The organism is Reyranella aquatilis, from assembly GCF_020880995.1.
Classification (GTDB): domain Bacteria; phylum Pseudomonadota; class Alphaproteobacteria; order Reyranellales; family Reyranellaceae; genus Reyranella; species Reyranella aquatilis.
This window is the reverse complement of sequence record NZ_JAJISD010000003.1, coordinates 437,725-458,212: the sequence shown is the minus strand read 5'-3', so window position 1 is coordinate 458,212 and position 20,488 is coordinate 437,725. Positions and strand designations below refer to the sequence as shown.

The following is a 20,488-nucleotide window of genomic DNA, read 5'->3' as shown; positions in this document are numbered from 1 at the left end:
GTGCTTGCTTTCTCCGATGAAGAAGTCGCGGCGGCAATAACGATGCATCCTCGACTTGCCCGGACGGGCCCGGGCAAGCTCGAAGGGGAGGTCGTGGTCCACGCCGTATACGACGGCGAGGAGATCAAGGATTGCTTCAAGGTCCGGATCACGAAGGACAATCCGGCGTCAGACCGCGTGCCGGCGCTTCACGAGATCGGCGGGCGGACTGAAGCCGTGGCGGCAAAATGGGGTCTCGCCGATACGCGGGATCTGCACCGCAATCCCGACGGTGGCTCAGCCTGCGTGTGCGTGAGACAGGAGGAAGCAGACAAGTTCCCCTCAGGCTCTGACCTCACCTTCTTCATCGACGGGCTGGCCCGAGACTATCTCTACGGCCTGGCCTTCTATGATCGCCATCGCCGGTGGCCGTGGGGGGAGCGCAGCCATGGCAGCCTGGGGCTGCTCGAATTCTACGCGGACAACACGACGCCGCAGAAGCAGGACGCCATCGAGGCGATCATCCCCTCCTTCCTCAAGGAAAAGAACTGGCTCGACTACGACAAGCAGCTGCGGCGGCCTCGAGGCCACAGCCCGTGTCTGTGCGGTTCGGGATTGCCGTTCCGCAAATGCCATCCGGTGGCCTTGCAGGGGGTGGTGCGGCTTGCGGCGGAACTCGACCGCCTTGGCGTGAGGCGCTGCAGCCTATTCCAGAAAGTGCGAGCAAAGCAGGAAATGGAGAGTTGATGAACGACACCGACGCCCAACTGGATCGGCACGCTGAGTTCGAGCAGACGATAGTGGGGCGTTTCCGAGGTGCCCTAAGTGACGAAGACCGCGGGCTCATGGCCCGTACGTTCTGGATCAGTGATCCGGAGGCGTTGCCCAATCTTCTTGACCGGGTGCCCGCCCGCGATGAAGTACCCGAGATTGAATATCGATACGATGTAACACCGCCCAAGGGCAAGAGCCGCCCCTATGTGAGGTGCGCGCACTGTTTTCGACCGATCCACTGGAAGGGCAACGTTGCCAGGTATGCCGACGGATGCCGACTCCTTCTTGGTTGCGATTGCGGAGAAAAGCAGTTCGGCTTCAGGTGGTCCGGTCGCGAAGAGCATTTTTCCGACCGCATGAGCAGGCATGATCTTCTCATGCGTCTTGAGGGATTGGAAACCGCGCTACCGCTTCTGCATTCGTTCCTCGTGATGCTGTCTGAGTATCCTGGCCTCGAGGGGCTGATCAGCCTCAGGGACGAACTCCACACGAAGATGCCGGAGCTCGTTTCTCTCCTCACGAGGGTGCTGCACGCATCGGGCGGTGAGTTGGAGATTACGGAGCACATCCGGGACGTCGCCGCCGAAATAGCCAGGGACGATCGGCAGAAATACGCCAAGAACCCGGAGACGAAGCCCATCTTCATAAGCGTGACCAAATCCCTCGGCCGGATCGCCGGCGCGTCGTTTGTACTCGAGGGTGCATCACCCCTGATTGACGCTCGCAAACTGGTAAATGCGTGCACACACCTTCAGCGTCGATTTGCGCTCGTGACCAGCCGGCATGTCCTGGAGGCATCGGCCCTGCTCGAGGAGGGCGAAGCCGTTGTCCGCGCGGCCGACGGCATCGTCAGTCGGCTGGAGGCGGCTAACAAATTCTTCGGCCTCTCGAACCTGCAGGCGATCATCCAATGGCTGCGTAAACGCATGAAACTAACCGTCTACACGGTATCCCAGGCCGCCCTGGCCCGCCTCGGCGAGGTGGAAACTGTCCGAATAGAGCGACGGCTTATTGCCGTGCCGGAATGGTCGTCCCGAAAGCGAATTGGGGATCTCCTAGGTATCTAGATGACTGGTCCTTAGCGAGCTTGCAACAGATGATCCTTCCTCGGAGGAAGCCTTGGCCAAAAACATCGTAATTTTTTCCGACGGGACCGGCCAGGACGGCGGTGTCCGTGCCGAGCAACGCATGAGCAACATCTACAAGATGTATCGTGCCTCCAGGGTGAGCCCGGAAACCGCCATCGATCCAAGGGATCAGGTTGCATTCTACGACCCAGGCCTGGGAACCGAGACGACGGCAACGGGGATGACAGGCCTGGTACGCTGGACACAGAAGACCATGGCCTCGGTATCGGGGCGCGGCATCACGACCAATATCGCCGAGTGCTACGAGTTCCTGATCAACCACTACCAGCCCGGCGACCGCATCTTCCTCTTCGGCTTCAGCCGCGGCGCCTACACCGTGCGCAGCATCGCCAATCTCCTGATGCTCTGCGGCGTGCCGACCCGGCAGGGCGAGCAGCCGCTGCAGCGTTTCAGGAAGTCGATCCGCGACATTGCTCACGAGGCGGTTCATGACGTGCTGGAGCATGGTGCGGGCCATCCGCGCGCCGAATTCGAGGATGAACGCCTGGAACTGGCTCGGAGATTCCGGGCCGCGTATGCCGCCGACCACGACTCCGGTGAAGTCCATCGCTCCAACGCAGCGCCTTATTTCATCGGTGTCTTCGACACCGTCGCCGCGCTCGGCGTCAAAGGCGCGCTGGCGATCGCCATCAAGGTGTCGCTCGTGATTGGGGCGGGTGTGCTCGCGGCGGTCCTCTGTGTTGTCCCGTCGTTGGCAATAGGCGGCATTCTCTTCCTTCTGGGCTTTGCTTTCTGGTGGTCGGTGCTGGCACTGGTTGCAGCCGCCGCTTTACTCGGCGGCGCCTTCATGTTTGGGCGCCAACGAAAGTCCGTCAGGAAGATCATCAAGGATTTTCCGAATCCGGGCGATCGATCGACTCATCTCGCTGAATGGAAGGGTGAACACTTCGACCGCCTGCTCAGTCGGTTCGTGGGGTATGCACGCTCGGCAAACGCGATCGACGAAACCCGGGAAGACTTTGCCCGCGTTGCCTGGGGCCCCACGGCTGAAATGGAGACCGAGCGTCACGGCCTCCCGACCTTCAAACAGATCTGGTTCGCAGGCAATCACTCCGACATCGGCGGCAGTTACCCGGAGGCGGAGTCGCGTCTCTCGGATGTGGCGCTCGGATGGATGATCGAGGAAGCCGTTGGAGTCCCTGACGGTCTCAAGATCGGGCCCGTGATGGTGCGTGGCCATCGCCTCGTGGGAACGTCTGAGGTTGGCATTCCCCTTCAGCTCTTTCCTGCCGCCGACGGTCTCCAGCACTGCGAGGTTGCCGGGATGCAGGATGTGCTGGACGGCCGCCTTCCGAGATGGCTGCGCCGCTTTACGACCGGCCTGGGCTGGAAGGCAGCGGCACGGCCGATCCCCAAGGATGCCATCGTGCACCCGACCGTCGAGGAGCGATTTCGGCTGGACGAGGTTGCGCAATGTGCCGGCTCGGGTGCCTACAGACCGGCGGCCTTGAAGGAGCACGTGAAGTTCAGCAAGTTCTACGTCGATGCCGCCACAAACGGCCCATTCAACGCCGCGATGTGATCGCGGGTGGCGATACTGAACTCAGTTGACCTTGCGATGGGTGGATGCAGCCTTCGGGGGCTTCGACGTGCTCGATCTCGCCTTCAAGACCGCGATCTCGCCGACCTGCCCTTCGATGCGCTTCACGCCCTCGAGCTTCGCCTTTGCGGCAAATGCGATCGAGAACACGGACAACTCCAATGAAATGCCCGTCGCCCCAGTCGGCGGGAAACACAAAGGGAGAGCCCGACCGCGTCGGCTGCGCCTCGATGCAGTCCATCGCGCCTTCTCCCAGCGCCGGACCTGCGCCCCACTCTTGGTGTCGGGAAAGCGAATGCAGTGTTCGTTCCGACTGAATCACGACCGTTCTAGTCCCAGCGCCTCCATTCGCCGGAAGCCGGTCAGAAGCACGAGCCGGATGGCTGCAAGCCCGGTCGGATGTTCGCCTTCGAACGCCAATTGACGCATCACGGGTCCGAGACGACGGAGTTCGTCTTCGTTCAGCCGGCGCTTGCGGCTTCCGACCGCCAGCTGCCGGACGCCTTGCGCAGGATTTTTGCCGATGATGCCGAGACAAGCGGCGTGGCCGAGCAACGCGCGTAAGGTACTAATCGCTCGGCTGGCGACGCCAGGACCACCTGTTGACTGCCCCCCGCGACCTTTCTTACGTCTGCGGGACGACTTGCCCGCCGCAATATCCGCCTGCATTCCCTCGATGTCCTGCAGTGTGAGACGGCTCACGAGCCGGGCGCCGAGCAAAGGCTTGATATGAGTCTCGATTCGGCCTCGATCACTCTTGAATGTCGATGCCTTGAGACGAACAGAAAGTCACCGGAGCGGATCGCCGCCGAATGGCGGTTGATCTCGCGAGACGCCACCGGCTGGCAGAAAGATCGCATCGCGCTTGGCCATCGTTTCATTCCCCATTCAAACGATACAGGCCAGACGGCACGCTCCATAGGCTGTTGCTTAATCCCACTGCTTACAAGGCGCTTACATCGCGGTGCGAGACCGCCCATGTAAGCAGAACTCGCCCGCTCGGCACTTTCTAAATGCTTTGTATTGTTGGTAGAAATTGGAGCGGGCGAAGGGATTCGAACCCTCGACCCCGACCTTGGCAAGGTCGTGCTCTACCCCTGAGCTACGCCCGCGCTCCGTATCCGGCTGGGTAGGTCGCCGGAAGGCGGCTCTGATAGGGCTTTTCCGCCGCCTTGGCAAGGGCCTGTCGAGGCCCTCATCCGCGCGCCAGCAGACGCTGCAGATACTTGCCGTATTCGCTCTCCCGGATCGGCTGGATCAGCTTCTCGAAGGCGCCATCGTCGATGTAGCCCTTGCGCCAGGCGATTTCCTCGGGGCTGCCGATCTGCAGGCCCTGCCGTTCCTCGACCGTCTCGACGAACTGCGCGGCCCGCAGCAGGCTCGAGGGCGTCCCGGTGTCGAGCCAGGCATAGCCGCGACCCAGCCGCTCGACGGTCAGCCGGCCTTCCTTCAGGTAATGGGCATTGATGTCGCTGATCTCCAGTTCGCCGCGCGCCGAGCGCGGGACCTGGGTGGCGACGTCGCAGACGTCGGAATCGTAGAAATAGAGCCCCGTGACGGCCCAGTTCGACCGGGGCTGCTTCGGCTTCTCCACGATGCTCACGGGCCGTTGCGCCGCATCGAATTCCACCACGCCGTAGGCGGTGGGATCGGCCACCCAGTAGGCATAGACCCACGCCCCCTTGCCCTCGGCGCCGCGTCCCGCCACCTCGGGCAGCGAATCGCCATAGAAGAGATTGTCGCCCAGGATCAGGCCGACGCGCGAATTGCCGATGAACTTGCGGCCGATGATGAAGGCTTCGGCGATGCCGCCGGGCTTGAGCTGCGGCTCGTAGGAGACGTTGATGCCCCACTGGTTGCCGTCGCCGAACAGGCGGCGATAGGCCTCGACGTCGCCCGGATTGACGATCAGCAGGATGTCGCGACAGCCCGCCAGCATCATCGTGGTCAGCGGGTAGTAGACCATCGGCTTGTTGTAGACCGGCAGGAGCTGCTTGTTGGCGGCCCGCGTCATGGGGTAGAGCCGCGTGCCGCTGCCCCCCGAGAGAACGATACCCTTCATTCCAGCCATCTAGCGCACCCCCATGCTCAGCCCGCAACAACTCTTGAGCCGGCTCGACGAGCTCGGCATCGCCCACCGCACCGTCGAGCACCCGCCCGTCTTCACGGTCGAGGAGGCCAAGGCGCTGCGCGGCAACCTGCCCGGCCACCACATCAAGAACCTCTTTTTGCGCAACAAGAAGGAGGAGATGTGGCTGATCGTGGCACTCGAGGACCGGGCCATCGACCTGAAGCGCCTGGGAGAGCGGCTGGGAGCCGGCCGTTTCTCGTTCGGCAGCCCGGAGCGTCTCAGGCGCCATCTCGGCGTCGAGCCCGGATCGGTGACCCCGCTGTCGGCGATCAACGACGTCGATCACAAGGTTCGCGTGGTGCTCGATCGCGGCCTCACGGAGGGCGGTCCGGTCAACGCCCATCCGCTGGTCAACACCATGACCACAGCCCTCACCCTCGCTGACCTGCTGCGCTTCTTCGCGGCGACCGGCCATAGCCCGGACTGGCTCGACTTCCCGGTTTGACGTTATATTATAACGAAATGCTCCGCCGTACCCTTTTCCTCGTGCTCCTCGCGGCGCTGGGCTCGCTCCCCAGCCTGCCGGCCGTCGCCGAGGCGCCCATCAAGGCCGTCGCAACCTTCTCGATCCTGGGCGACCTCGTGTCCGAGGTGGCCGGGGACAAGGTGGTGCTCTCCGTCCTCGTCGGCGCCGACATGGACGCCCACGCCTACCAGCCCCGCCCCAGCGACGCCCGCACGGTGGCCGAGGCCCGGCTGCTGGTGAGCAATGGGCTGGGATTCGAGGGCTGGATCGACCGTCTCGCCAAGGCCGCGCCCTTCAAGGGCCGCGCGGTCGTCGCCTCGACGGGCGTCGCCACTCTGGCCGCCGGAGCGGGGCACGCGCACGGACATTCGCACGCCCACGGACCCGATCCGCATTGCTGGCAGGATGTCCAGCGCGTCCGGACCTACGTCGCCAACATCGCCAAGGGCTTCGTCGATGCCGATCCGGCGAATGCCGCGCACTATCGCGAGCGTGCCGCCGCGGTCGATCGCCGTCTGGTCGACCTGGATGCCTGGGTGAAGGCGGAGATCGCCAAGGTGCCGGCCGACAAGCGCCGCGCGATCACGGGACACGATTCGTTTCGGTATTTCTCCGCCGCCTACGGCGTGAAATTCCAGTCGCCGCGCGGCTACAACACCAGCAGCGAACCCTCGGCGCGCGATGTCGCGCTGCTCATCCGCGAGGCCCGCGAGCAGCGCATCAAGGCGATGTTCGTCGAGAACATGACCAACCCCGGCCTGGTCGACCAGATCGCCCGCGAATCGGGTGCGATCGTCGGGCCGCGTCTCTACACCGATGCCCTCTCGGGACCCGACGGACCGGCTCCGACCTACGAAAAGATGATGCGCCACAACGTGACGGCGCTCGTCGCCGGCATGCTGAAGAACTGATTACACCGCGACGAACGGCAGGCCGGCTGCGTTCCGGGTCGCCTGCAGCGTGTTGTACATCAGGCAGGCCACGGTCATCGGGCCGACGCCGCCCGGCACCGGCGTGATGTGTCCCGCCACCTTCTGCGCCTCGGCGAAGGCCACGTCGCCGACCAGCCGGCTCTTGCCCTCGGGCGTCGGGATGCGGTTGATGCCGACGTCGATCACGGCCGCGCCGGGCTTGACCCAGTCGCCCTTCACGAACTCCGTCCGGCCGATCGCCACGACGAGGATGTCGGCCGCGCGGCAGACCGCCGGCAGGTCGCGGGTGCGCGAATGGGTGATCGTCACCGTGCAATCGGCGCGCAGCAGGAGCTGTGCCACTGGACGGCCGACCAGATTAGAGCGGCCGACGACGACAGCGTTGAGGCCCGACAACGCGCCCAGCGCATCCTGCAGCAGCATCGAGACGCCGAGCGGCGTGCACGGCACCGGAAAGTCGAGCGGCGCGCCGGGCGCGATGGAGCCGAGCCGGCCGACGTTGACCGGATGGAAACCATCGACGTCCTTGGCCGGGTCGATGGCGATCAGGATCTTCGCCGTGTCGATATGCCTGGGCAGCGGCAGCTGGACGAGGATGCCGTTGACCGCCGGATCGGCGTTGAGCCGCGAGATCAGCGCCAGCAGGTCCGCTTCGGACGTGTCCTCGGGAAGCTGGTGATCGAAGCTCGCCATGCCGAGTTCGACCGCGAGCTTGCCCTTGCTGCGGACATAGACCTGGCTGGCCGGATCCGCGCCGACCAGGACCGTGGCGAGGCCGGGCTTCGGCCCGCCCTTCGAGACCAGGTCGGCCACGCCCGCGCCGACGCGCTGGCGCAGACCGCCCGCGAAGGCTTTTCCGTCGATCAGTTTCGCTTCAGCCATGCTTGCCCATCCATTCCACAATCCGCTCGACCAGCGCATCGGGCTCGCCCGAGACGCCGACTGTCTTCTCCCGCGCCGTCCCGCCGCGCACGATCGCCATGGTCGATTTCGGGAGGCGCCATGCCTGCGCCAGCAATGCGACGACGGCGTCGTTGGCTTTGCCATCCTCGGGCGGGGCCGTCACTGCGGCCTTGAGCGCGCCCTGGGCGGTGCACTCGAGAGCGGTCCGCCGCGCCCGCGGCTGAACGCGAAGCTGGATGGTCACGCCGCCGGTCGTCCGGCGCAGGAAAGCGGGATCTGGCGGCAGTGCGCTCAGCGGAGCGTCAGCGAACGAGGGCCGGCCAGACATACTCCCACAGCAGGCTGCGGATGAAGAACAGGCCGAGCAGCAGGATGACGGGCGAGATATCGACGCCGCCGAGATTGGGCAGGATGCGGCGGATCGGACGCAGGACGGGTTCGGTCAGCTTGAAGAGCAGATCGACCACGACGCGGATGAACTGGTTGCGGATGTTCACCACGCCGAATGCCACCAGCCAGCTCATGATCGCGCTCGCGATCACGATCCACGTGTAGATGTCGATGATCTTGTCGATCAGCACCGCCAACGACAGCATCTGGCCCCCGCGCCTTGAGGCCGGCCAACCGCCGGCCGCGGCACCCTACTCGGCAGCGATTGCCGATCACAAGCCCATTCAGGCCCGCGCCAGCAGGAGTTCGACGGTGCCGAGACGCACCGAGTGGACGGCGCTGATGTCGCGCGGACCGTGCTCGGGCAGCAGCCGAGCGCCGTCGATGAAGGTGCCGCCGGGCGTGCCGAGGTCTTCGAGGCCGATGCGGCGGCCCGACAAGAGGAGCCGCGCATGGGGCTGCCCGACCGAGGGATCGGGCACGCAGAGATCGGTCGGCCCGCCCGTTGCGGCACCGGTCAGCATGTAGGTGCCCGACGTCGCCTCGATGGCGAGCGACACCGTGCCGCCGTTGCCGAGCGTTCCAGCCAGACGCCAGCCGCGCGCATCCGGGAGCGCCATCGGCGGTGCGCCGAGCGCAACCGGTCCGGTGGCCGGCGCGGGCCGATGCGGCGTCGTGAAGCCGCCCCCGGCCGCGGCCGCCGGCTCGTCGCGTGGCCAGCGCATGAAGGCGAAGACCCAGAGAAGCACCAGCGGCACGATCGTGCCGATGCCGGTCAGCGTCACCAGAATTGCGCCCATCCCGGTCCAGCCGGGCAGGCCGGCCTTCTCGACGATGCGCCAGGCCATCCAGGCCGCGAGCACGGTGCCGACCAGCGCGAAGGCGCCGGTCAGCCCGAACAGGCCGGTGAGGGCCGCGATTTCCACCCCGAACATCTAGCGCCTCGGTCCGGATTCGCCCGCAGGCCAGGTACTGAAGGCCAGAATACCCATGACGATGAACAGCCCGATGACCGGCACCAGATGGAAGAGCGAGAGTGCCCCCGAGAAGCCGGCGCGCGTACAGATGCGCCATGTCGGGATGATGAACACGAGCGCCACGACCAGATGGCCGACCAGCAGGACGAACACCGTGAAGGAGCCCAGCGCGAGGAGCCAGCTCACCGGATCCATGACGTCAGACCAGGGCGACGACTTCGATCTCGACCATGACGTCGCGCGGCAGGCGCGCGACCTCCACGGTCGAGCGCGCCGGCGTGGCGCTGCCGAAATATTCCGGCAGGCCGTAGACCTCGTTCATGGCGCCGAAACTGTCCATGCTCTTCAGGAACACGGTCGTCTTCACGGCCTGGCCGAGATCGCTGCCGGCCGCCTTCAGCACCGCGCGCAGGTTCTTCAGGACCTGGTGCGTCTGCTCGGCGATGCCGCCTTCGACGATGTTGCCGGTCGCCGGATCGAGCGGGATCTGGCCGGCGCAGAAGACCAGCCCGTTGGCCACGACCGCCTGCGAATAAGGGCCGAGGGCCTTGGGGGCGGCGTCCGTCTGAACGATTTTCTTGGCGCTGGCCATGGGCTCACCTCATCAAAAACAGGGGCCGGACGCTATCACAGGCCGGTTTGCTTGACAGGGGGCCCGGCAACCATTATCCGCGCGGTTCTCCAAGGGTCGGAGGGGGCTGTAGCTCAGCTGGGAGAGCGCCTCGTTCGCAATGAGGAGGTCAGGGGTTCGATCCCCCTCAGCTCCACCAACCACCCCGATCCTTCGATGGCCGCAGACCGTTCCCGATGACGGCGAGCGGCCTCATTCGCTGGCCTGTCTCCGCGCATCGCGGCACAATTGCACTCGATGCGAAGACGCAAACGCCCCACACCCGCCGAACTGGGCCTCACCGCCGCCGAGGGTCGCCTCCTCCTGTCGCTGCGCACGCCGCAGCACATCCAGGAGTTCGTCTCCGGGCTGCAGGCCAATTTCGAGCAGGCCGGCTGGACGCTGCGCTCCGTACGCGGGGTCCTGCGCCATCGCGAGGCCCACTGCATCGAGGCGGCCTTCGTCGCGGCCTGCGCGCTGTGGCTGCAGGGCGAGCCGCCGCTGCTGCTGGACCTCACGGCCGACAAGGACGATTCGGACCATGTCGTCACCCTGTTCCGGCGCGGCGGCTGCTGGGGGGCGATCTCCAAGAGCAACCATGCCTGGCTGCGCTGGCGCGACCCGGTCTATCGCAGCCTGCGCGAGCTCGCGATGTCGTACTTCCATGAATATTTCAACAAGGGTCGCAAGACGCTGCGGACCTATTCGGCCTCGGTCGACCTGCGCCGCTTCGCGACCGACACGTGGGTCACCAGCGAGGAAAACTGCTGGGACGTGGGGGCGGCGCTCGATGATGCCCGCCACTACCGCCTGATCAGGCCGGCGCAGATGCGCTGGCTGATGCCGCCCGATGCCACCGTGCTGCGGGCCGACGACATCGTCCAATACGAAAGCCGCGATCGCAAGACGGCCCGCAAATACTGATCATTCAAGGGAGCACGACATGAGACGAGTCTTCTCGACCCTGCTGCTGATCCTGCTCGGCGGCGCCACGCCGGCCGCCGCGCAAATTCCTCCTGAATGGCAGTCCGCCGCCCAGGCCGTGATCGGCGAACTCGAGCGCGACACGCCGCAGGCCGCCAAGCCCTGGACCGGGGCGGAGCTGACGCAGGGCTGGAACCTCGCGCGCGCCTGGCGCCGGCACAACAACGGCAACATCGAGATCATCCTCGCCGAGTACCTGATGTTCGTGGCGCTGTGCCGCATCGGCTGTGCCGGCAGCACGGTCGAAGGTCAGGGCTATGTCGCTGCTGCGGGGGAAGTGAAGTCCCTGATCGCCCAGAATGGCGGATCCTATGCGCTGGCCGCCAACGCCAATACGTGGCTGGCCGGCCTTCCCGACCCGACGGGCGCTGCGAAGAAGAACGTGGCCCTCTGGCAGAAGGATCCCGACATCGCGTCGGCCGACTTCGCGACTGGAAACATCTATGCGCTCAGCTGGCTGCTGGCACGCAAGCGACCGACGCCCGAGGCCCAGGCCGACGCCTTTGCGCGCTTCGCGATCCTGGTGCAAGGCAAGGCGTGGATCGGCACGCGCTGCCTCGACATCACGAAGGTGGCAACGGTGCTGGGCGCTCCGCCGCGGATCGAGACTTGCCAGTAACCCCGTCGCTCAGGACGACCGGATATAAAAAGGGGGCCGTGAGGCCCCCTTTCGCATTCCGGATCGGATCGCGCCCTACTCGGCGGCGATCTGTTCCTTCACGAACTTCTTGGCGTCGAAGTCCTCGGCGACCTTGAGGTCGTTGCCGAGCAGCTTCTCGACGTCGATCTTGGCGTATTCCATCACGCCCATGTCGCCCAGCGCCTTCTGCACCTTCGGTCCGAACAGGCCGATCTCCTTGAGGATCGGAACGATGCGGGTGAACAGGCGCGTGCGGAACGACTGCATGGCGCCGGAGTTGTAGGCGTACTCCATGAGCTTATCGACCGGCAGGCCGGACCGCATCCAGACCTCGCCCTGATTGAAGCGGTCGCGCATGAAGTAGAGCGCCTCGACGACGAACTCCTCGCGCTCCGCGCGCTCGTGGTCGGAGATGTGCGGATAGTATTCGCGCAACGCCATGCGGCCGAACGTGACGTGGCGCGCCTCATCCTGCATCACGTAGGCGTTCACGGCGCCCGCCAGGTTGTTTTTCGCGGTGTCGCGGATGCGCTGGAAGGCGGCGAGCGCCAGGCCCTCGATCAGCACCTGCATGCCGAGATAGGTCATGTCCCAGCGCCGGTCGGTCAGCGTCTGCTCGAGCAGGTTCTTCAGCGACTCGGTGATCGGATAGGCCGCCTTGAACTTCTCGTGGATCAGCCGCTTGTAGCTCTCGACGTGACGCGCCTCGTCCATAACCTGGGTCGCGGCATAGAACTTGGCGTTCATGTCCGGCACGGTGTTGACGATCTTCGCAGTGGCGATCAGCGCGCCCTGCTCGCCGTGCATGAACTGGCAGATGGAATGGCACTGCAGGTTGAAGCGCAGCCAGTCCTTCTCCTTGTCCGTCATCTTCTCCCAGAAGGGCGAGCCGTAGATCGGGATCGTCTCGTCGGCCATGCCCATCGGGTTGCCTTCGAACAGCTCCTGGCTCCAGTCGATGCGGGTGCTGGTGTCCCACTGCTGCTGCTTGCCCTTCTCGTAGAGGTTCAGCAGGTCGGCGGAACCGTCCTCGTACTCCCAGTTGAACGCGATCTCGGTGGCGCCATCGAACTTCCAGTTCGTGACTTCGACCGGCAGCTGGTAAATCTTCTGCGTTGTCATCGGCTCTTGCCTCCTGGCCCTGAACCTTGTCCCATCCCTTAGGAGCGCCGGAACAATGACGCTCCGCTCATTTTTCTCGGCGGACGCTAGCACAGTCTGCTAGGAGAGTCCGCCCGGAAATCGGGCATCTGAAGACGAGTTTTTGATGTCCTATAATCAGCTGCGCATCGCGAAGATCATCCAGGAAACGCCGGACGCCCGGTCCTTCGTGCTCGAGATCCCGCCCGACCTGGCCGAAAAGTACCGCTACCGGGCGGGCCAGTTCCTGACCTTCCGCGTCCCGCACACCGACGGGACCTTCAACCGCTGCTACTCGCTGTCCAGCGCGCCCGAGACCGACGGGCTGCCCAAGGTCACGATCAAGCGGGTCGCGGGCGGCAAGGGCTCCAACTGGTTTCATGACGCGGTGACCGAGGGCGGCATGCTCGACGTCCTGCCGCCGGCCGGCCGGTTCGTGCTGGGAGAGGGCGACGCCCCCCTGCTCCTGTTCGGCGGCGGCAGCGGCATCACGCCGATGATGTCGCTGATCAAGAGCGCCCTGAAGCAGAGCGGCCGGAAGATCCGTCTGTTCTATGCCAACCGCGACAAAGCGTCGGTGATCTTCGAAGCCGAGTTCGAGGCCCTCATCCGGGCAAGCGCCGGCAGGCTCGAAGTGATCCACCACCTCGACGCGACCCAGGGCATCGTCAAGCCCGAGGAAATCGTCGCGGCGATGAAGGGCTACGAGGCGGGCGACGTCTATCTCTGCGGCCCCGGCCCCTTCATGAGCCTGGTCGAGCAGACGCTGTTCGAACACGGCATGCCGCACGAGAAGGTGAGGATCGAGCGCTTCGAGGCCTCCGGAAACGACGCGGTGCCGGTCGAGCCCAGCGAAGAGGGCGACGTGATCCCGGGCGAGATCACCATCCACTTCGAGGGCAAGGTACACAAGGTGGCCTACGCCAAGGGCCAGACCATTCTCGAAGCGGCGCGCGCCGCGGGGCTCAACCCGCTCTCCTCCTGCGAGGAGGGGTTCTGCGCCTCGTGCGCGGCCAAGCGCATCAAGGGCAAGGTCGTGCTGGCCAAGAACGACATCTATACGCCCGACGATCTCGCCAATAACTGGATCCTGACCTGCCAGGGCCACTGCTTCGGGGCCGAGGTCGAGATCACCTACGACGTGGTGTAGCGATCAGCGCCCGTCCCCTCGCCCAGGCGACCATTCTGACGGTGGTCGCCGGCATCGCCGACGCCGTGGGCTACGTCACCATGAACGGCGTGTTCGCCGCCAACATGACGGGCAACACGGTGCTGGCCGGCATCGACCTCGCGAAGGGCAACCATCTCGGTGCCTGGAACCATCTGACGCCGCTCGTCGCCTTCTTCCCGGGGGCCATGCTGGCGCGCGTCCTGGTTCGGCTGTTCAAGGGGCCGGGCGCGGCCATCCTGCTCGAGGCCGCGCTCATCGCCGCGGTGGGCTTCCTGCCGCTCACCGAGGAAAACGCGGTGATGATCGTGGCCTTCGCCATGGGGCTGCAGGCCTCGGCAATCACGAGTTTCGCGGGCCATTCGGTAAGCACGGTCGTGGTGACGAGCACCCTCGCCCGCACCGCCGACGCGGCGGTCGACCGGCTGTGGCCGGGGTCGCCGACGCCACCACCGTCCGCCGTGAACACGTGGCTGCTGGCGCTGACCTGGACCGGCTACCTGATCGGCGCCGTGATCGGCGGCGCGCTGCTGCCGATCATGGCCTATCCGCTGCTCGTGCCGGCCGCGTTGCTCGTGCTGTTGCTGCTTTTGCTCTGACGCCGGCCCTACTCCGCCGCGATCGACTTCTCGACGAACATCTTGCGGTCGAACTCCTCGGCCACCTTGCCATCGTTGGCGAGCACCTCGGCCACGTCGATCTTGGCGTAGTCCATGACGCCCATCTCGGCGAACGCCTTCTGCACCCGCGGGCCCCACAGGCCGATGTCCTTCACCGTCGGCACGACGCGGCTGAAGAGACGGCCGCGGAAGGAGTTCATCTGCTTGGAATTGTAGTGGATGTCGTCGAGCACCTTGGCCGGCAGGCCGAGCCGCTCCCACACTTCGGACTGGTTGAAGCGGTCGCGCATGAAGTACAGCGCCTCGACCACGAACTCCTCGCGCTCGTCGCGCTCGGCATCGGAGAGGTGCGGATAGTATTCGCGCAGCGCCAGGCGGCCGAACGAGACGTGACGCGCTTCGTCCTGCATGACGTAGGCGTTGACCGCCCCTGCCAGCGTGTTGCCGGCCTTGTCGCGGATCGACTGGAAGGCGGCGAGCGCCAGCCCCTCGATCAGCACCTGCATGCCGAGATAGGTCATGTCCCAGCGGCGGTCGGTCAGCGTCTGTTCCAGCAGCTTCTGCAAAGCCTTGTTGATCGGATAGGCAACCTTGAACTTCTCGTGCAGCAGCCGCTTGTAGGCCTCGACGTGGCGCGCCTCATCCATCACCTGGGTGGCGGCATAGAACTTGGCATTCATGTCGGGGACGGTGCCGACGATCTTGGCGCTGGCGATCAGCGCGCCCTGCTCGCCGTGCATGAACTGCGAGATCGAGTTGGCCTGGAGATGGAGCCTCAGCCAGGCCCGCTCCTTCTCGTTCATCCGGTTCCAGTAGTCGGTCCCGTAGATCGAGATCGCCTCGTCCTTCAGCTCCATCGGATTGTCGGGATTGAGTTCCAGAGACCAGTCGAGGCGCGTGCTGGCGTCCCACTGTTGCTGCTTTCCCTTCTCGTAGAGTTCGAGAAGCGTCGACGAGCCGTCGTCATATTCCCAGTTGAACTGGAGATCGGTCGCGCCGTCGAACGTCCACTGCGTCACATCGACGGGCAGGGCGTAGATCCGCTGCGTGGTCATGGCGTCACCTCCGGGCAGACTTCTGATGTTGCTTGCCAAAAAAGATGACGCCCCGTTCAGGAATTGGCAAGCCCCTAGGGCTGGAGGCGGTATCCGCCGCGGTCCGTCACCAGGATCGCGGCGCTGGCCGGATCCTTCTCGATCTTCTGGCGCAGGCGATAGATGTGGGTTTCCAGCGTGTGGGTCGTGACGCCGGCATTGTAGCCCCAGACCTCGTTCAGCAGGACGTCGCGCGCGACCGGCCGGTCGCCGGCGCGGAACAGGTACTTGAGGATGGAGGCTTCCTTGTCAGTCAGCCGCACCTTCTTCTTTCCGCCCTTCTCCATGAGCATCTTGGCGGCCGGGTGGAATTCGTAGGGGCCGATGGTCATGACCGCGTCCTCGCTGCGCTCGTGCTGGCGCAGATGGGCGCGAAGCCGAGCGAGCAGGACGTTGATGCGGAAAGGCTTCGTGACATAGTCGTTTGCGCCCGATTCCAGGCCAAGAATCGTGTCGGCATCGCTATCGGCCGCGGTCAGCATGATGACGGGCGCGCGCACGCCCTGGCGGCGCATCAGCTTGCACAGTTCCCGGCCGTCCATGTCGGGCAGGCCGATGTCGAGCAGAATCGCATCGTAATGGGCGAGCTTGGCCTTCTCGAGGCCCTCCGCCGCCGTTCCCACCTGGATGGTCGTGAATCCGTCGTAGAGATCGAGCTGTTCGGCGAGCACCGCGCGCAACGCCTGATCGTCGTCGACCAACAGGATTTTCTTGCCACGATTGTTCACGGACATGCGTTCTTTACCTGTCAGCCATCTCGAAAATCATTCTATCCGGTACGATCAGGGCACAAAAGCGGTTCACTTCGGCGAATTCCCGTGGCGTGATACCTTCGAGACATGAGTTCCAGCCCAGCCCACTCCCGCACCGCCTCTGCAGTGGCCGCCGTCGAGCGCGCCATGGCCGAACTTCGCCGCGGCGGCATCGTCGTGCTGCGGGACGCGGACGGGGCCGGCGGCCTCGTGATCGCCGCCGAATCCTGCGGGCCCCGGGCCCTCCAGCGGCTGCAGGGCCTTGCACAGAACGCCCCCGTGCTGGTCACCACGCGGCGCCGCGCGGAGGCGATCGGCATGGAAATCCCACCGCACATCGCGGGCGGGATGGGCGAAACCAACAAGCCCATTACCATCGACCTGCCCGAGGGCGTCCCGGTCGACGTCATCCTGCGGCCGCATGAAAGCGACCGGACCGGCCGTCACGTGGCGCTGCGCCACCTGTCCCGTCCGGTGGCCAGCCATGCCCCCGGCCTCGCCCAGTCCGCGATCGAGCTTGCCAAGCTGGCCCGCCTGCTGCCGGCGGTGGTGCTCGGGCCGTTGACCCGCGATACCGGCAACAAGCGGCGCGACTGGGCGCGCGAGCAGGACCTCGTCTACGTCGATGCGGCCGATGTCGCAGGCTACGAGGAGACGGCGTCGCGCACCCTGCAGCAGGTGGCGCAGGCGCACGTGCCGCTCGAGGGCGCGGAGAATGCCCGCATCCTCGCCTGGCGGCCCAGCGACGGCGGCAAGGAGCACCTGGCCATCGTCGTCGGCGAGATCGACACGACCGAGCCGGTGCTGATCCGCCTGCACTCGGAATGCTTCACCGGCGACCTGCTGGGCTCGCTGCGCTGCGACTGCGGCGTGCAGCTGCGCAGCGCCATCGCCGAGATCGCCAAGCACGGATCGGGCGTGCTGCTCTATCTCGCCCAGGAAGGCCGCGGCATCGGCCTGGTGAACAAGCTGCGCGCCTATGAACTGCAGGACGACGGCTTCGACACCATCGACGCCAACGAACAGCTGGGCTTCGATGCCGACGAACGCATCTACGCTCCCGCCGCCACCATGCTGTCGCGCATGGGCATCCAGCGCGTGCGGCTGATGACCAACAACCCGGAGAAGATCGCGCAACTCGAACGCTACGGCATCGAGGTCGCGGCACGCGTCCAGCATTCCTTCCCGTCCAACGGGCACAACGAGAATTACCTGCGTACCAAGGCAGAGCGAGCAGGCCACCTGCTCTAATAACGACGACTGGAGGAAACAAATGACCAAGATGAACCGCCGCGCTTTTGCGGCCGGAAGTGCTGCGTTCGCGTTTTCGCCCTACATCGCGCAGGCCCAGAAGAAGTACGACGCGGGCGTCACCGACAAGGAGATCAAGCTCGGCCATACCAATCCGTACAGCGGGCCGCTTTCGGCCTACGGCACGATCGGCAAGGCGATCGCCGCCTACTGGACGATGGTGAACGACACCGGCGGCATCAACGGCCGCAAGATCAACTTCATAACCTACGACGACGGCTTCTCCCCGCCCAAGACCGTCGAGATGGTGCGCAAGCTGGTCGAGGACGACAAGGTCTTCGCCATCTTCCAGCTGCTCGGCACGCCCACCAACACGGTCGTGCAGAAGTACCTGAACCAGAAGAAGGTGCCGCAGCTCTTCGTCGCCACCGGCGCCTCGAAGTGGGGCATGCCCAAGGAGTTCCCATGGACCATGGGCTGGCAGCCCGACTACCACACCGAGGCTGCGATCTATGCCAAGCACGTGCTGGCCAAGTACAAGGACAATCTCAAGGATCTGCGGATCGGCATGATCTACCAGAACGACGATTCCGGTAAGGACTACATCGGCGGCTTCCTCGACGGCCTCGGCAAGGAGAACGAGAAATACGTGACGGCGAAGGTGAGCTACGAGGTCACCGATCCGACCGTCGACAGCCAGATCATCCAGATCAAGAGCTCCGGCGCCAACGTCTTCTTCAACGACTGCGCACCGAAGGCGGCGGCGCAGGCCATCCGCAAGGTGGCGGACCTGGGCTGGAAGCCCGACCATTATCTCGCCAACGTCTCGGCCTCGGTGGCCGCGGTGCTGAAGCCCGCCGGCTTCGAGAACAGCAAGGGCATCATCACCGCCGCCTACCTGAAGGACGCGACCGACAAGCAGTGGGTGAACGACGCGGACTACAAGGAATGGGACGCGTGGATGAAGAAGTACCTGCCCGACGCCAATCCCGCCGACTCGGGCAACGTCTATGCCTACGCCGTCTCCTCCACGATGCGCCATTGCCTCAACGCCTGCGGCGACAATCTCACGCGCGAGAACCTGATGAAGCAGGCCGCAAGCATGAAGAACCTCGTGGTGCCGATGCTGCTGCCCGGCATCAAGATCAACACCAGCCCGACCGACTTCTATCCCATCCAGTCGGTGCGCCTGTCCGCCTTCGACGGCGAGACGTGGCAGCTGTTCGGCGACGTGCTGAGCAACGAAAGCACCTGAGAACGAACCCCGCCCGCACCGGGCGGAATGGCACGCGGGATGCTTTGGTGCGGTCAATGACCGACCGGAGCCGTCCCGCCCCATGCCCTTCGATCTCACCCGCCGCCGCGCGCTCCTGACCGCGGCGGGCGCCACGGCCCTGGCCGCGACGGCCGCTGGATCGGCCCATACCGCCCCCCGCTCGTCCCCGGGGACGCGCCGGCCTGCCGCGGCTTTCCCCGAGGGCTTCCGCTGGGGCACCGCGACCTCGTCCTACCAGGTCGAGGGCGCCACGCACGAAGCCGGGCGCGGCCCCTCGATCTGGGACACCTTCACGCAACAGCCCGGCCGCATCCGGGACGGCTCGACCGGCCAGGTCAGCGTCGATCACTTCAACCGCTACAAGGAAGACGTGGCGCTGATGAAGTCGATGGGGACCCACACCTATCGCTTCTCGATCGCCTGGCCGCGCGTGTTTCCCGAGGGAAGCGGCCCCGCCAATCCCAAGGGATTCGACTTCTACGACCGGCTGGTCGACGCGCTGCTGGCAGCCGGCATCGAGCCCTACGCCACGCTCTATCACTGGGACCTCCCCCAGGCCCTGCAGGATCGCGGCGGCTGGGAATCGCGCGATACCGCCGAGGCGTTCGGCGAGTACGCCGCGCTTGTCGCCGGCAAGCTCACCGACCGGGTGCGCCAGATCTTCACCCTCAACGAGATGCAGACCTTCGTCGAGCAGGGTCACGAGACGGGAAACTTCGCGCCCGGCCTCAAGCTGCCGCCCGGCCGGCTGAACCAGGTTCGACATCACGCCGCGCTGGCGCACGGGCTTGCCGTGCAGGCGGTGCGCGCCAATGGGCGCCGCGGGACGCGCGTCGGCCCGGCGGAGAACATCGCCACCGCGATCCCCGCCGTCGAGACGATGGAGAACATCAGGGCCGCCGAGCTGGCGACGCGCGAACTGAACGCGCCCTATCTCACGGTGATGATGGAGGGCCGCTACACCGACGCCTATCTGGCGAGGGCCGGACGGGATGCGCCGCGCTTCACCGAACAGGACCTCAGGACCATCTCCAGCAAGGTCGATTTCGTCGGCCTGAACGTCTACGCGCCCACCCAGTACGTACTGGCCAGCGAGGCCGCGCCCGGCTACGCCGCCCTGCCGTTTCCGAGTTCGCATCCCCACATGGCGTCTTCATGGCTGACGCTGGGGCCGGAGGCGCTTTACTGGGCGCCGCGCCATGCCGCGCGCCTGTGGCAGGTGAAGAACATCTTCATCACCGAGAACGGCGCCTCTGCCGCCGACCAGCCCGCGCCGGACGGCGCGGTCTATGACGTCGACCGGGTCATGTATCTGCGGAACTGCCTCATGCACCTGCAGCGGGCGACGGCCGAGGGCGTGCCGGTACGCGGCTATTTCCTGTGGAGCCTGCTCGACAACTTCGAATGGGCAGACGGCTATGCGACGCGCTTCGGCCTCGTCCACGTCGACTACGCGACACAGAAGCGGACGCCCAAGCTCAGCGCCGCCTTCTTTCGCGAAGTGATCGCTCGCAATGCACCGGCCTGATGTTGCGGCAAGACGCGCGCCACAGGGCATGATTGATCGCGCGAGCATGGAAATAGGATTTTCATTCTTCCAGGGATGCCAGATTTGGAAATGGTTTCCGCGCATAAATGGATCGTGACCAAATATAAGAATTCCTGACGTGTTTGCTGTGCCAAGATCGGCGACGGTGAACGGCAAGAGGGGAC

The 20,488-nt window shown here is 65.3% G+C and carries 24 protein-coding genes and 2 tRNA genes; 13 read left to right on the top strand and 13 right to left on the bottom strand.

The features are described from left to right. From LJ725_RS10330 to LJ725_RS10320, 3 genes are read left to right on the top strand one after another with little or no spacing between them, the layout of a single operon-like run. A complete protein-coding gene (locus LJ725_RS10330; protein WP_156716985.1) occupies window positions 1-726 on the top strand; it encodes a hypothetical protein in 726 nt (241 codons plus the stop codon). After that, window positions 726-1,820 (top strand): hypothetical protein, encoded by a 1,095-nt coding sequence (locus LJ725_RS10325; protein ID WP_068191927.1) that lies wholly within the window; start codon window positions 726-728, stop codon window positions 1,818-1,820. The genes LJ725_RS10330 and LJ725_RS10325 overlap by 1 nt, the downstream gene beginning before the upstream one ends. Before the next feature lie 52 nt (window positions 1,821-1,872). Beyond that, window positions 1,873-3,423 carry a DUF2235 domain-containing protein gene (locus LJ725_RS10320; RefSeq protein ID WP_068191929.1) on the top strand — a complete coding sequence of 517 codons (1,551 nt, stop codon included), beginning with the start codon at window positions 1,873-1,875 and terminating at the stop codon, window positions 3,421-3,423. Window positions 3,424-3,444: 21 nt separating this feature from the next. On the opposite strand, the gene LJ725_RS10315 is transcribed toward LJ725_RS10320, so the two are convergent. The 4 genes from LJ725_RS10315 to rfbA form a co-directional block, all read right to left on the bottom strand. Continuing rightward, window positions 3,445-3,591, bottom strand: a complete 147-nt coding sequence (locus tag LJ725_RS10315; protein WP_156716986.1) for a hypothetical protein — start codon at window positions 3,589-3,591, stop codon at window positions 3,445-3,447. 168 nt (window positions 3,592-3,759) lie between these two features. After that, window positions 3,760-4,143, bottom strand: a complete 384-nt coding sequence (locus LJ725_RS10310) for a site-specific integrase (RefSeq protein ID WP_156716987.1) — start codon at window positions 4,141-4,143, stop codon at window positions 3,760-3,762. Window positions 4,144-4,478: 335 nt separating this feature from the next. Further along, window positions 4,479-4,553: transfer RNA gene (locus LJ725_RS10305), tRNA-Gly, on the bottom strand. A gap of 83 nt (window positions 4,554-4,636) precedes the next feature. After that, window positions 4,637-5,503 (bottom strand): glucose-1-phosphate thymidylyltransferase RfbA, encoded by an 867-nt coding sequence (gene rfbA / locus LJ725_RS10300; RefSeq protein ID WP_230550569.1) that lies wholly within the window; start codon window positions 5,501-5,503, stop codon window positions 4,637-4,639. A 22-nt stretch (window positions 5,504-5,525) separates the two neighbouring features. Between rfbA and LJ725_RS10295 the strand changes: the two genes are divergently transcribed. Together LJ725_RS10295 and LJ725_RS10290 are read left to right on the top strand one after the other, a co-directional pair. Further along, entirely contained in the window at window positions 5,526-6,017 is a 492-nt protein-coding gene (locus LJ725_RS10295; protein ID WP_230550568.1) for a prolyl-tRNA synthetase associated domain-containing protein, read from the top strand. Window positions 6,018-6,034: 17 nt separating this feature from the next. Beyond that, window positions 6,035-6,949, top strand: coding sequence for a metal ABC transporter solute-binding protein, Zn/Mn family (locus LJ725_RS10290; protein WP_230550567.1), 915 nt, complete (start codon window positions 6,035-6,037; stop codon window positions 6,947-6,949). Here LJ725_RS10290 and folD read toward each other — a convergent pair whose 3' ends face one another. The 6 genes from folD to LJ725_RS10260 all read right to left on the bottom strand — a co-directional run bounded on the left by folD (window position 6,950) and on the right by LJ725_RS10260 (window position 9,832). Then, entirely contained in the window at window positions 6,950-7,852 is a 903-nt protein-coding gene (folD, locus tag LJ725_RS10285) for a bifunctional methylenetetrahydrofolate dehydrogenase/methenyltetrahydrofolate cyclohydrolase FolD (protein ID WP_230550566.1), read from the bottom strand. Beyond that, the gene (locus tag LJ725_RS10280; RefSeq protein ID WP_230550565.1) at window positions 7,845-8,117 is read right to left on the bottom strand and encodes a DUF167 domain-containing protein; all 273 of its coding nucleotides are present in this window, start codon (window positions 8,115-8,117) and stop codon (window positions 7,845-7,847) included. Before LJ725_RS10280 ends, folD begins: the two co-directional genes overlap by 8 nt. Before the next feature lie 58 nt (window positions 8,118-8,175). Further along, a complete protein-coding gene (locus LJ725_RS10275) occupies window positions 8,176-8,469 on the bottom strand; it encodes a YggT family protein (protein WP_230550564.1) in 294 nt (97 codons plus the stop codon). A 78-nt stretch (window positions 8,470-8,547) separates the two neighbouring features. Next, the gene (locus tag LJ725_RS10270; protein ID WP_230550563.1) at window positions 8,548-9,198 is read right to left on the bottom strand and encodes an FHA domain-containing protein; all 651 of its coding nucleotides are present in this window, start codon (window positions 9,196-9,198) and stop codon (window positions 8,548-8,550) included. Further along, window positions 9,199-9,426, bottom strand: a complete 228-nt coding sequence (locus LJ725_RS10265; RefSeq protein WP_230550562.1) for a hypothetical protein — start codon at window positions 9,424-9,426, stop codon at window positions 9,199-9,201. 13 nt (window positions 9,427-9,439) lie between these two features. Then, entirely contained in the window at window positions 9,440-9,832 is a 393-nt protein-coding gene (locus LJ725_RS10260) for a RidA family protein (RefSeq protein WP_216957777.1), read from the bottom strand. Window positions 9,833-9,934: 102 nt separating this feature from the next. On the opposite strand from LJ725_RS10260, the gene LJ725_RS10255 reads away from it, so the two are divergent. The 3 genes from LJ725_RS10255 to LJ725_RS10245 all read left to right on the top strand — a co-directional run bounded on the left by LJ725_RS10255 (window position 9,935) and on the right by LJ725_RS10245 (window position 11,453). Beyond that, window positions 9,935-10,010: transfer RNA gene (locus LJ725_RS10255), tRNA-Ala, on the top strand. Between the two features lie 98 nt (window positions 10,011-10,108). Then, entirely contained in the window at window positions 10,109-10,774 is a 666-nt protein-coding gene (locus LJ725_RS10250; RefSeq protein ID WP_230550561.1) for a hypothetical protein, read from the top strand. 19 nt (window positions 10,775-10,793) lie between these two features. Continuing rightward, entirely contained in the window at window positions 10,794-11,453 is a 660-nt protein-coding gene (locus tag LJ725_RS10245) for a hypothetical protein (RefSeq protein WP_230550560.1), read from the top strand. Window positions 11,454-11,528: 75 nt separating this feature from the next. Here LJ725_RS10245 and LJ725_RS10240 read toward each other — a convergent pair whose 3' ends face one another. Continuing rightward, complete coding sequence (locus LJ725_RS10240; protein ID WP_230550559.1) at window positions 11,529-12,596, bottom strand: ferritin-like domain-containing protein; 1,068 nt, start codon at window positions 12,594-12,596, stop codon at window positions 11,529-11,531. 145 nt (window positions 12,597-12,741) lie between these two features. On the opposite strand from LJ725_RS10240, the gene LJ725_RS10235 reads away from it, so the two are divergent. Together LJ725_RS10235 and LJ725_RS10230 are read left to right on the top strand one after the other, a co-directional pair. Next, window positions 12,742-13,764 (top strand): ferredoxin--NADP reductase, encoded by a 1,023-nt coding sequence (locus LJ725_RS10235; protein ID WP_230550558.1) that lies wholly within the window; start codon window positions 12,742-12,744, stop codon window positions 13,762-13,764. Continuing rightward, complete coding sequence (locus LJ725_RS10230) at window positions 13,698-14,381, top strand: YoaK family protein (RefSeq protein ID WP_329958357.1); 684 nt, start codon at window positions 13,698-13,700, stop codon at window positions 14,379-14,381. Before LJ725_RS10235 ends, LJ725_RS10230 begins: the two co-directional genes overlap by 67 nt. A gap of 8 nt (window positions 14,382-14,389) precedes the next feature. Here LJ725_RS10230 and LJ725_RS10225 read toward each other — a convergent pair whose 3' ends face one another. Both LJ725_RS10225 and LJ725_RS10220 read right to left on the bottom strand, forming a co-directional pair. Then, window positions 14,390-15,457 (bottom strand): ferritin-like domain-containing protein, encoded by a 1,068-nt coding sequence (locus LJ725_RS10225; protein WP_230550556.1) that lies wholly within the window; start codon window positions 15,455-15,457, stop codon window positions 14,390-14,392. 74 nt (window positions 15,458-15,531) lie between these two features. Further along, entirely contained in the window at window positions 15,532-16,230 is a 699-nt protein-coding gene (locus LJ725_RS10220; protein WP_230550555.1) for a response regulator transcription factor, read from the bottom strand. Between the two features lie 105 nt (window positions 16,231-16,335). Here LJ725_RS10220 and ribA point away from each other — a divergent pair, with 105 nt between their 5' ends. From ribA to LJ725_RS10205, 3 genes are all read left to right on the top strand, one after another. Further along, window positions 16,336-17,499 carry a GTP cyclohydrolase II gene (gene ribA / locus LJ725_RS10215; RefSeq protein WP_230550554.1) on the top strand — a complete coding sequence of 388 codons (1,164 nt, stop codon included), beginning with the start codon at window positions 16,336-16,338 and terminating at the stop codon, window positions 17,497-17,499. A 22-nt stretch (window positions 17,500-17,521) separates the two neighbouring features. After that, the gene (locus tag LJ725_RS10210; RefSeq protein WP_230550553.1) at window positions 17,522-18,754 is read left to right on the top strand and encodes an ABC transporter substrate-binding protein; all 1,233 of its coding nucleotides are present in this window, start codon (window positions 17,522-17,524) and stop codon (window positions 18,752-18,754) included. A gap of 82 nt (window positions 18,755-18,836) precedes the next feature. Then, window positions 18,837-20,303, top strand: coding sequence for a GH1 family beta-glucosidase (locus tag LJ725_RS10205; protein WP_230550552.1), 1,467 nt, complete (start codon window positions 18,837-18,839; stop codon window positions 20,301-20,303). Window positions 20,304-20,488: the final 185 nt, after the last annotated feature.

Bases quoted from the DNA above. Each gene is read 5' to 3' on its own strand.
- LJ725_RS10325 (WP_068191927.1), top strand. From the start codon at position 726: ATGAACGACACCGACGCCCAACTGGATCGGCACGCTGAGTTCGAGCAG.
- rfbA (WP_230550569.1), bottom strand. From the start codon at position 5,503: ATGAAGGGTATCGTTCTCTCGGGGGGCAGCGGCACGCGGCTCTACCCC.
- LJ725_RS10295 (WP_230550568.1), top strand. From the start codon at position 5,526: ATGCTCAGCCCGCAACAACTCTTGAGCCGGCTCGACGAGCTCGGCATC.
- LJ725_RS10290 (WP_230550567.1), top strand. From the start codon at position 6,035: ATGCTCCGCCGTACCCTTTTCCTCGTGCTCCTCGCGGCGCTGGGCTCG.
- folD (WP_230550566.1), bottom strand. From the start codon at position 7,852: ATGGCTGAAGCGAAACTGATCGACGGAAAAGCCTTCGCGGGCGGTCTG.
- LJ725_RS10275 (WP_230550564.1), bottom strand. From the start codon at position 8,469: ATGCTGTCGTTGGCGGTGCTGATCGACAAGATCATCGACATCTACACG.
- LJ725_RS10270 (WP_230550563.1), bottom strand. From the start codon at position 9,198: ATGTTCGGGGTGGAAATCGCGGCCCTCACCGGCCTGTTCGGGCTGACC.
- LJ725_RS10260 (WP_216957777.1), bottom strand. From the start codon at position 9,832: ATGGCCAGCGCCAAGAAAATCGTTCAGACGGACGCCGCCCCCAAGGCC.
- LJ725_RS10250 (WP_230550561.1), top strand. From the start codon at position 10,109: ATGCGAAGACGCAAACGCCCCACACCCGCCGAACTGGGCCTCACCGCC.
- LJ725_RS10245 (WP_230550560.1), top strand. From the start codon at position 10,794: ATGAGACGAGTCTTCTCGACCCTGCTGCTGATCCTGCTCGGCGGCGCC.
- LJ725_RS10240 (WP_230550559.1), bottom strand. From the start codon at position 12,596: ATGACAACGCAGAAGATTTACCAGCTGCCGGTCGAAGTCACGAACTGG.
- LJ725_RS10235 (WP_230550558.1), top strand. From the start codon at position 12,742: ATGTCCTATAATCAGCTGCGCATCGCGAAGATCATCCAGGAAACGCCG.
- LJ725_RS10225 (WP_230550556.1), bottom strand. From the start codon at position 15,457: ATGACCACGCAGCGGATCTACGCCCTGCCCGTCGATGTGACGCAGTGG.
- LJ725_RS10220 (WP_230550555.1), bottom strand. From the start codon at position 16,230: ATGTCCGTGAACAATCGTGGCAAGAAAATCCTGTTGGTCGACGACGAT.
- ribA (WP_230550554.1), top strand. From the start codon at position 16,336: ATGAGTTCCAGCCCAGCCCACTCCCGCACCGCCTCTGCAGTGGCCGCC.
- LJ725_RS10210 (WP_230550553.1), top strand. From the start codon at position 17,522: ATGACCAAGATGAACCGCCGCGCTTTTGCGGCCGGAAGTGCTGCGTTC.
- LJ725_RS10205 (WP_230550552.1), top strand. From the start codon at position 18,837: ATGCCCTTCGATCTCACCCGCCGCCGCGCGCTCCTGACCGCGGCGGGC.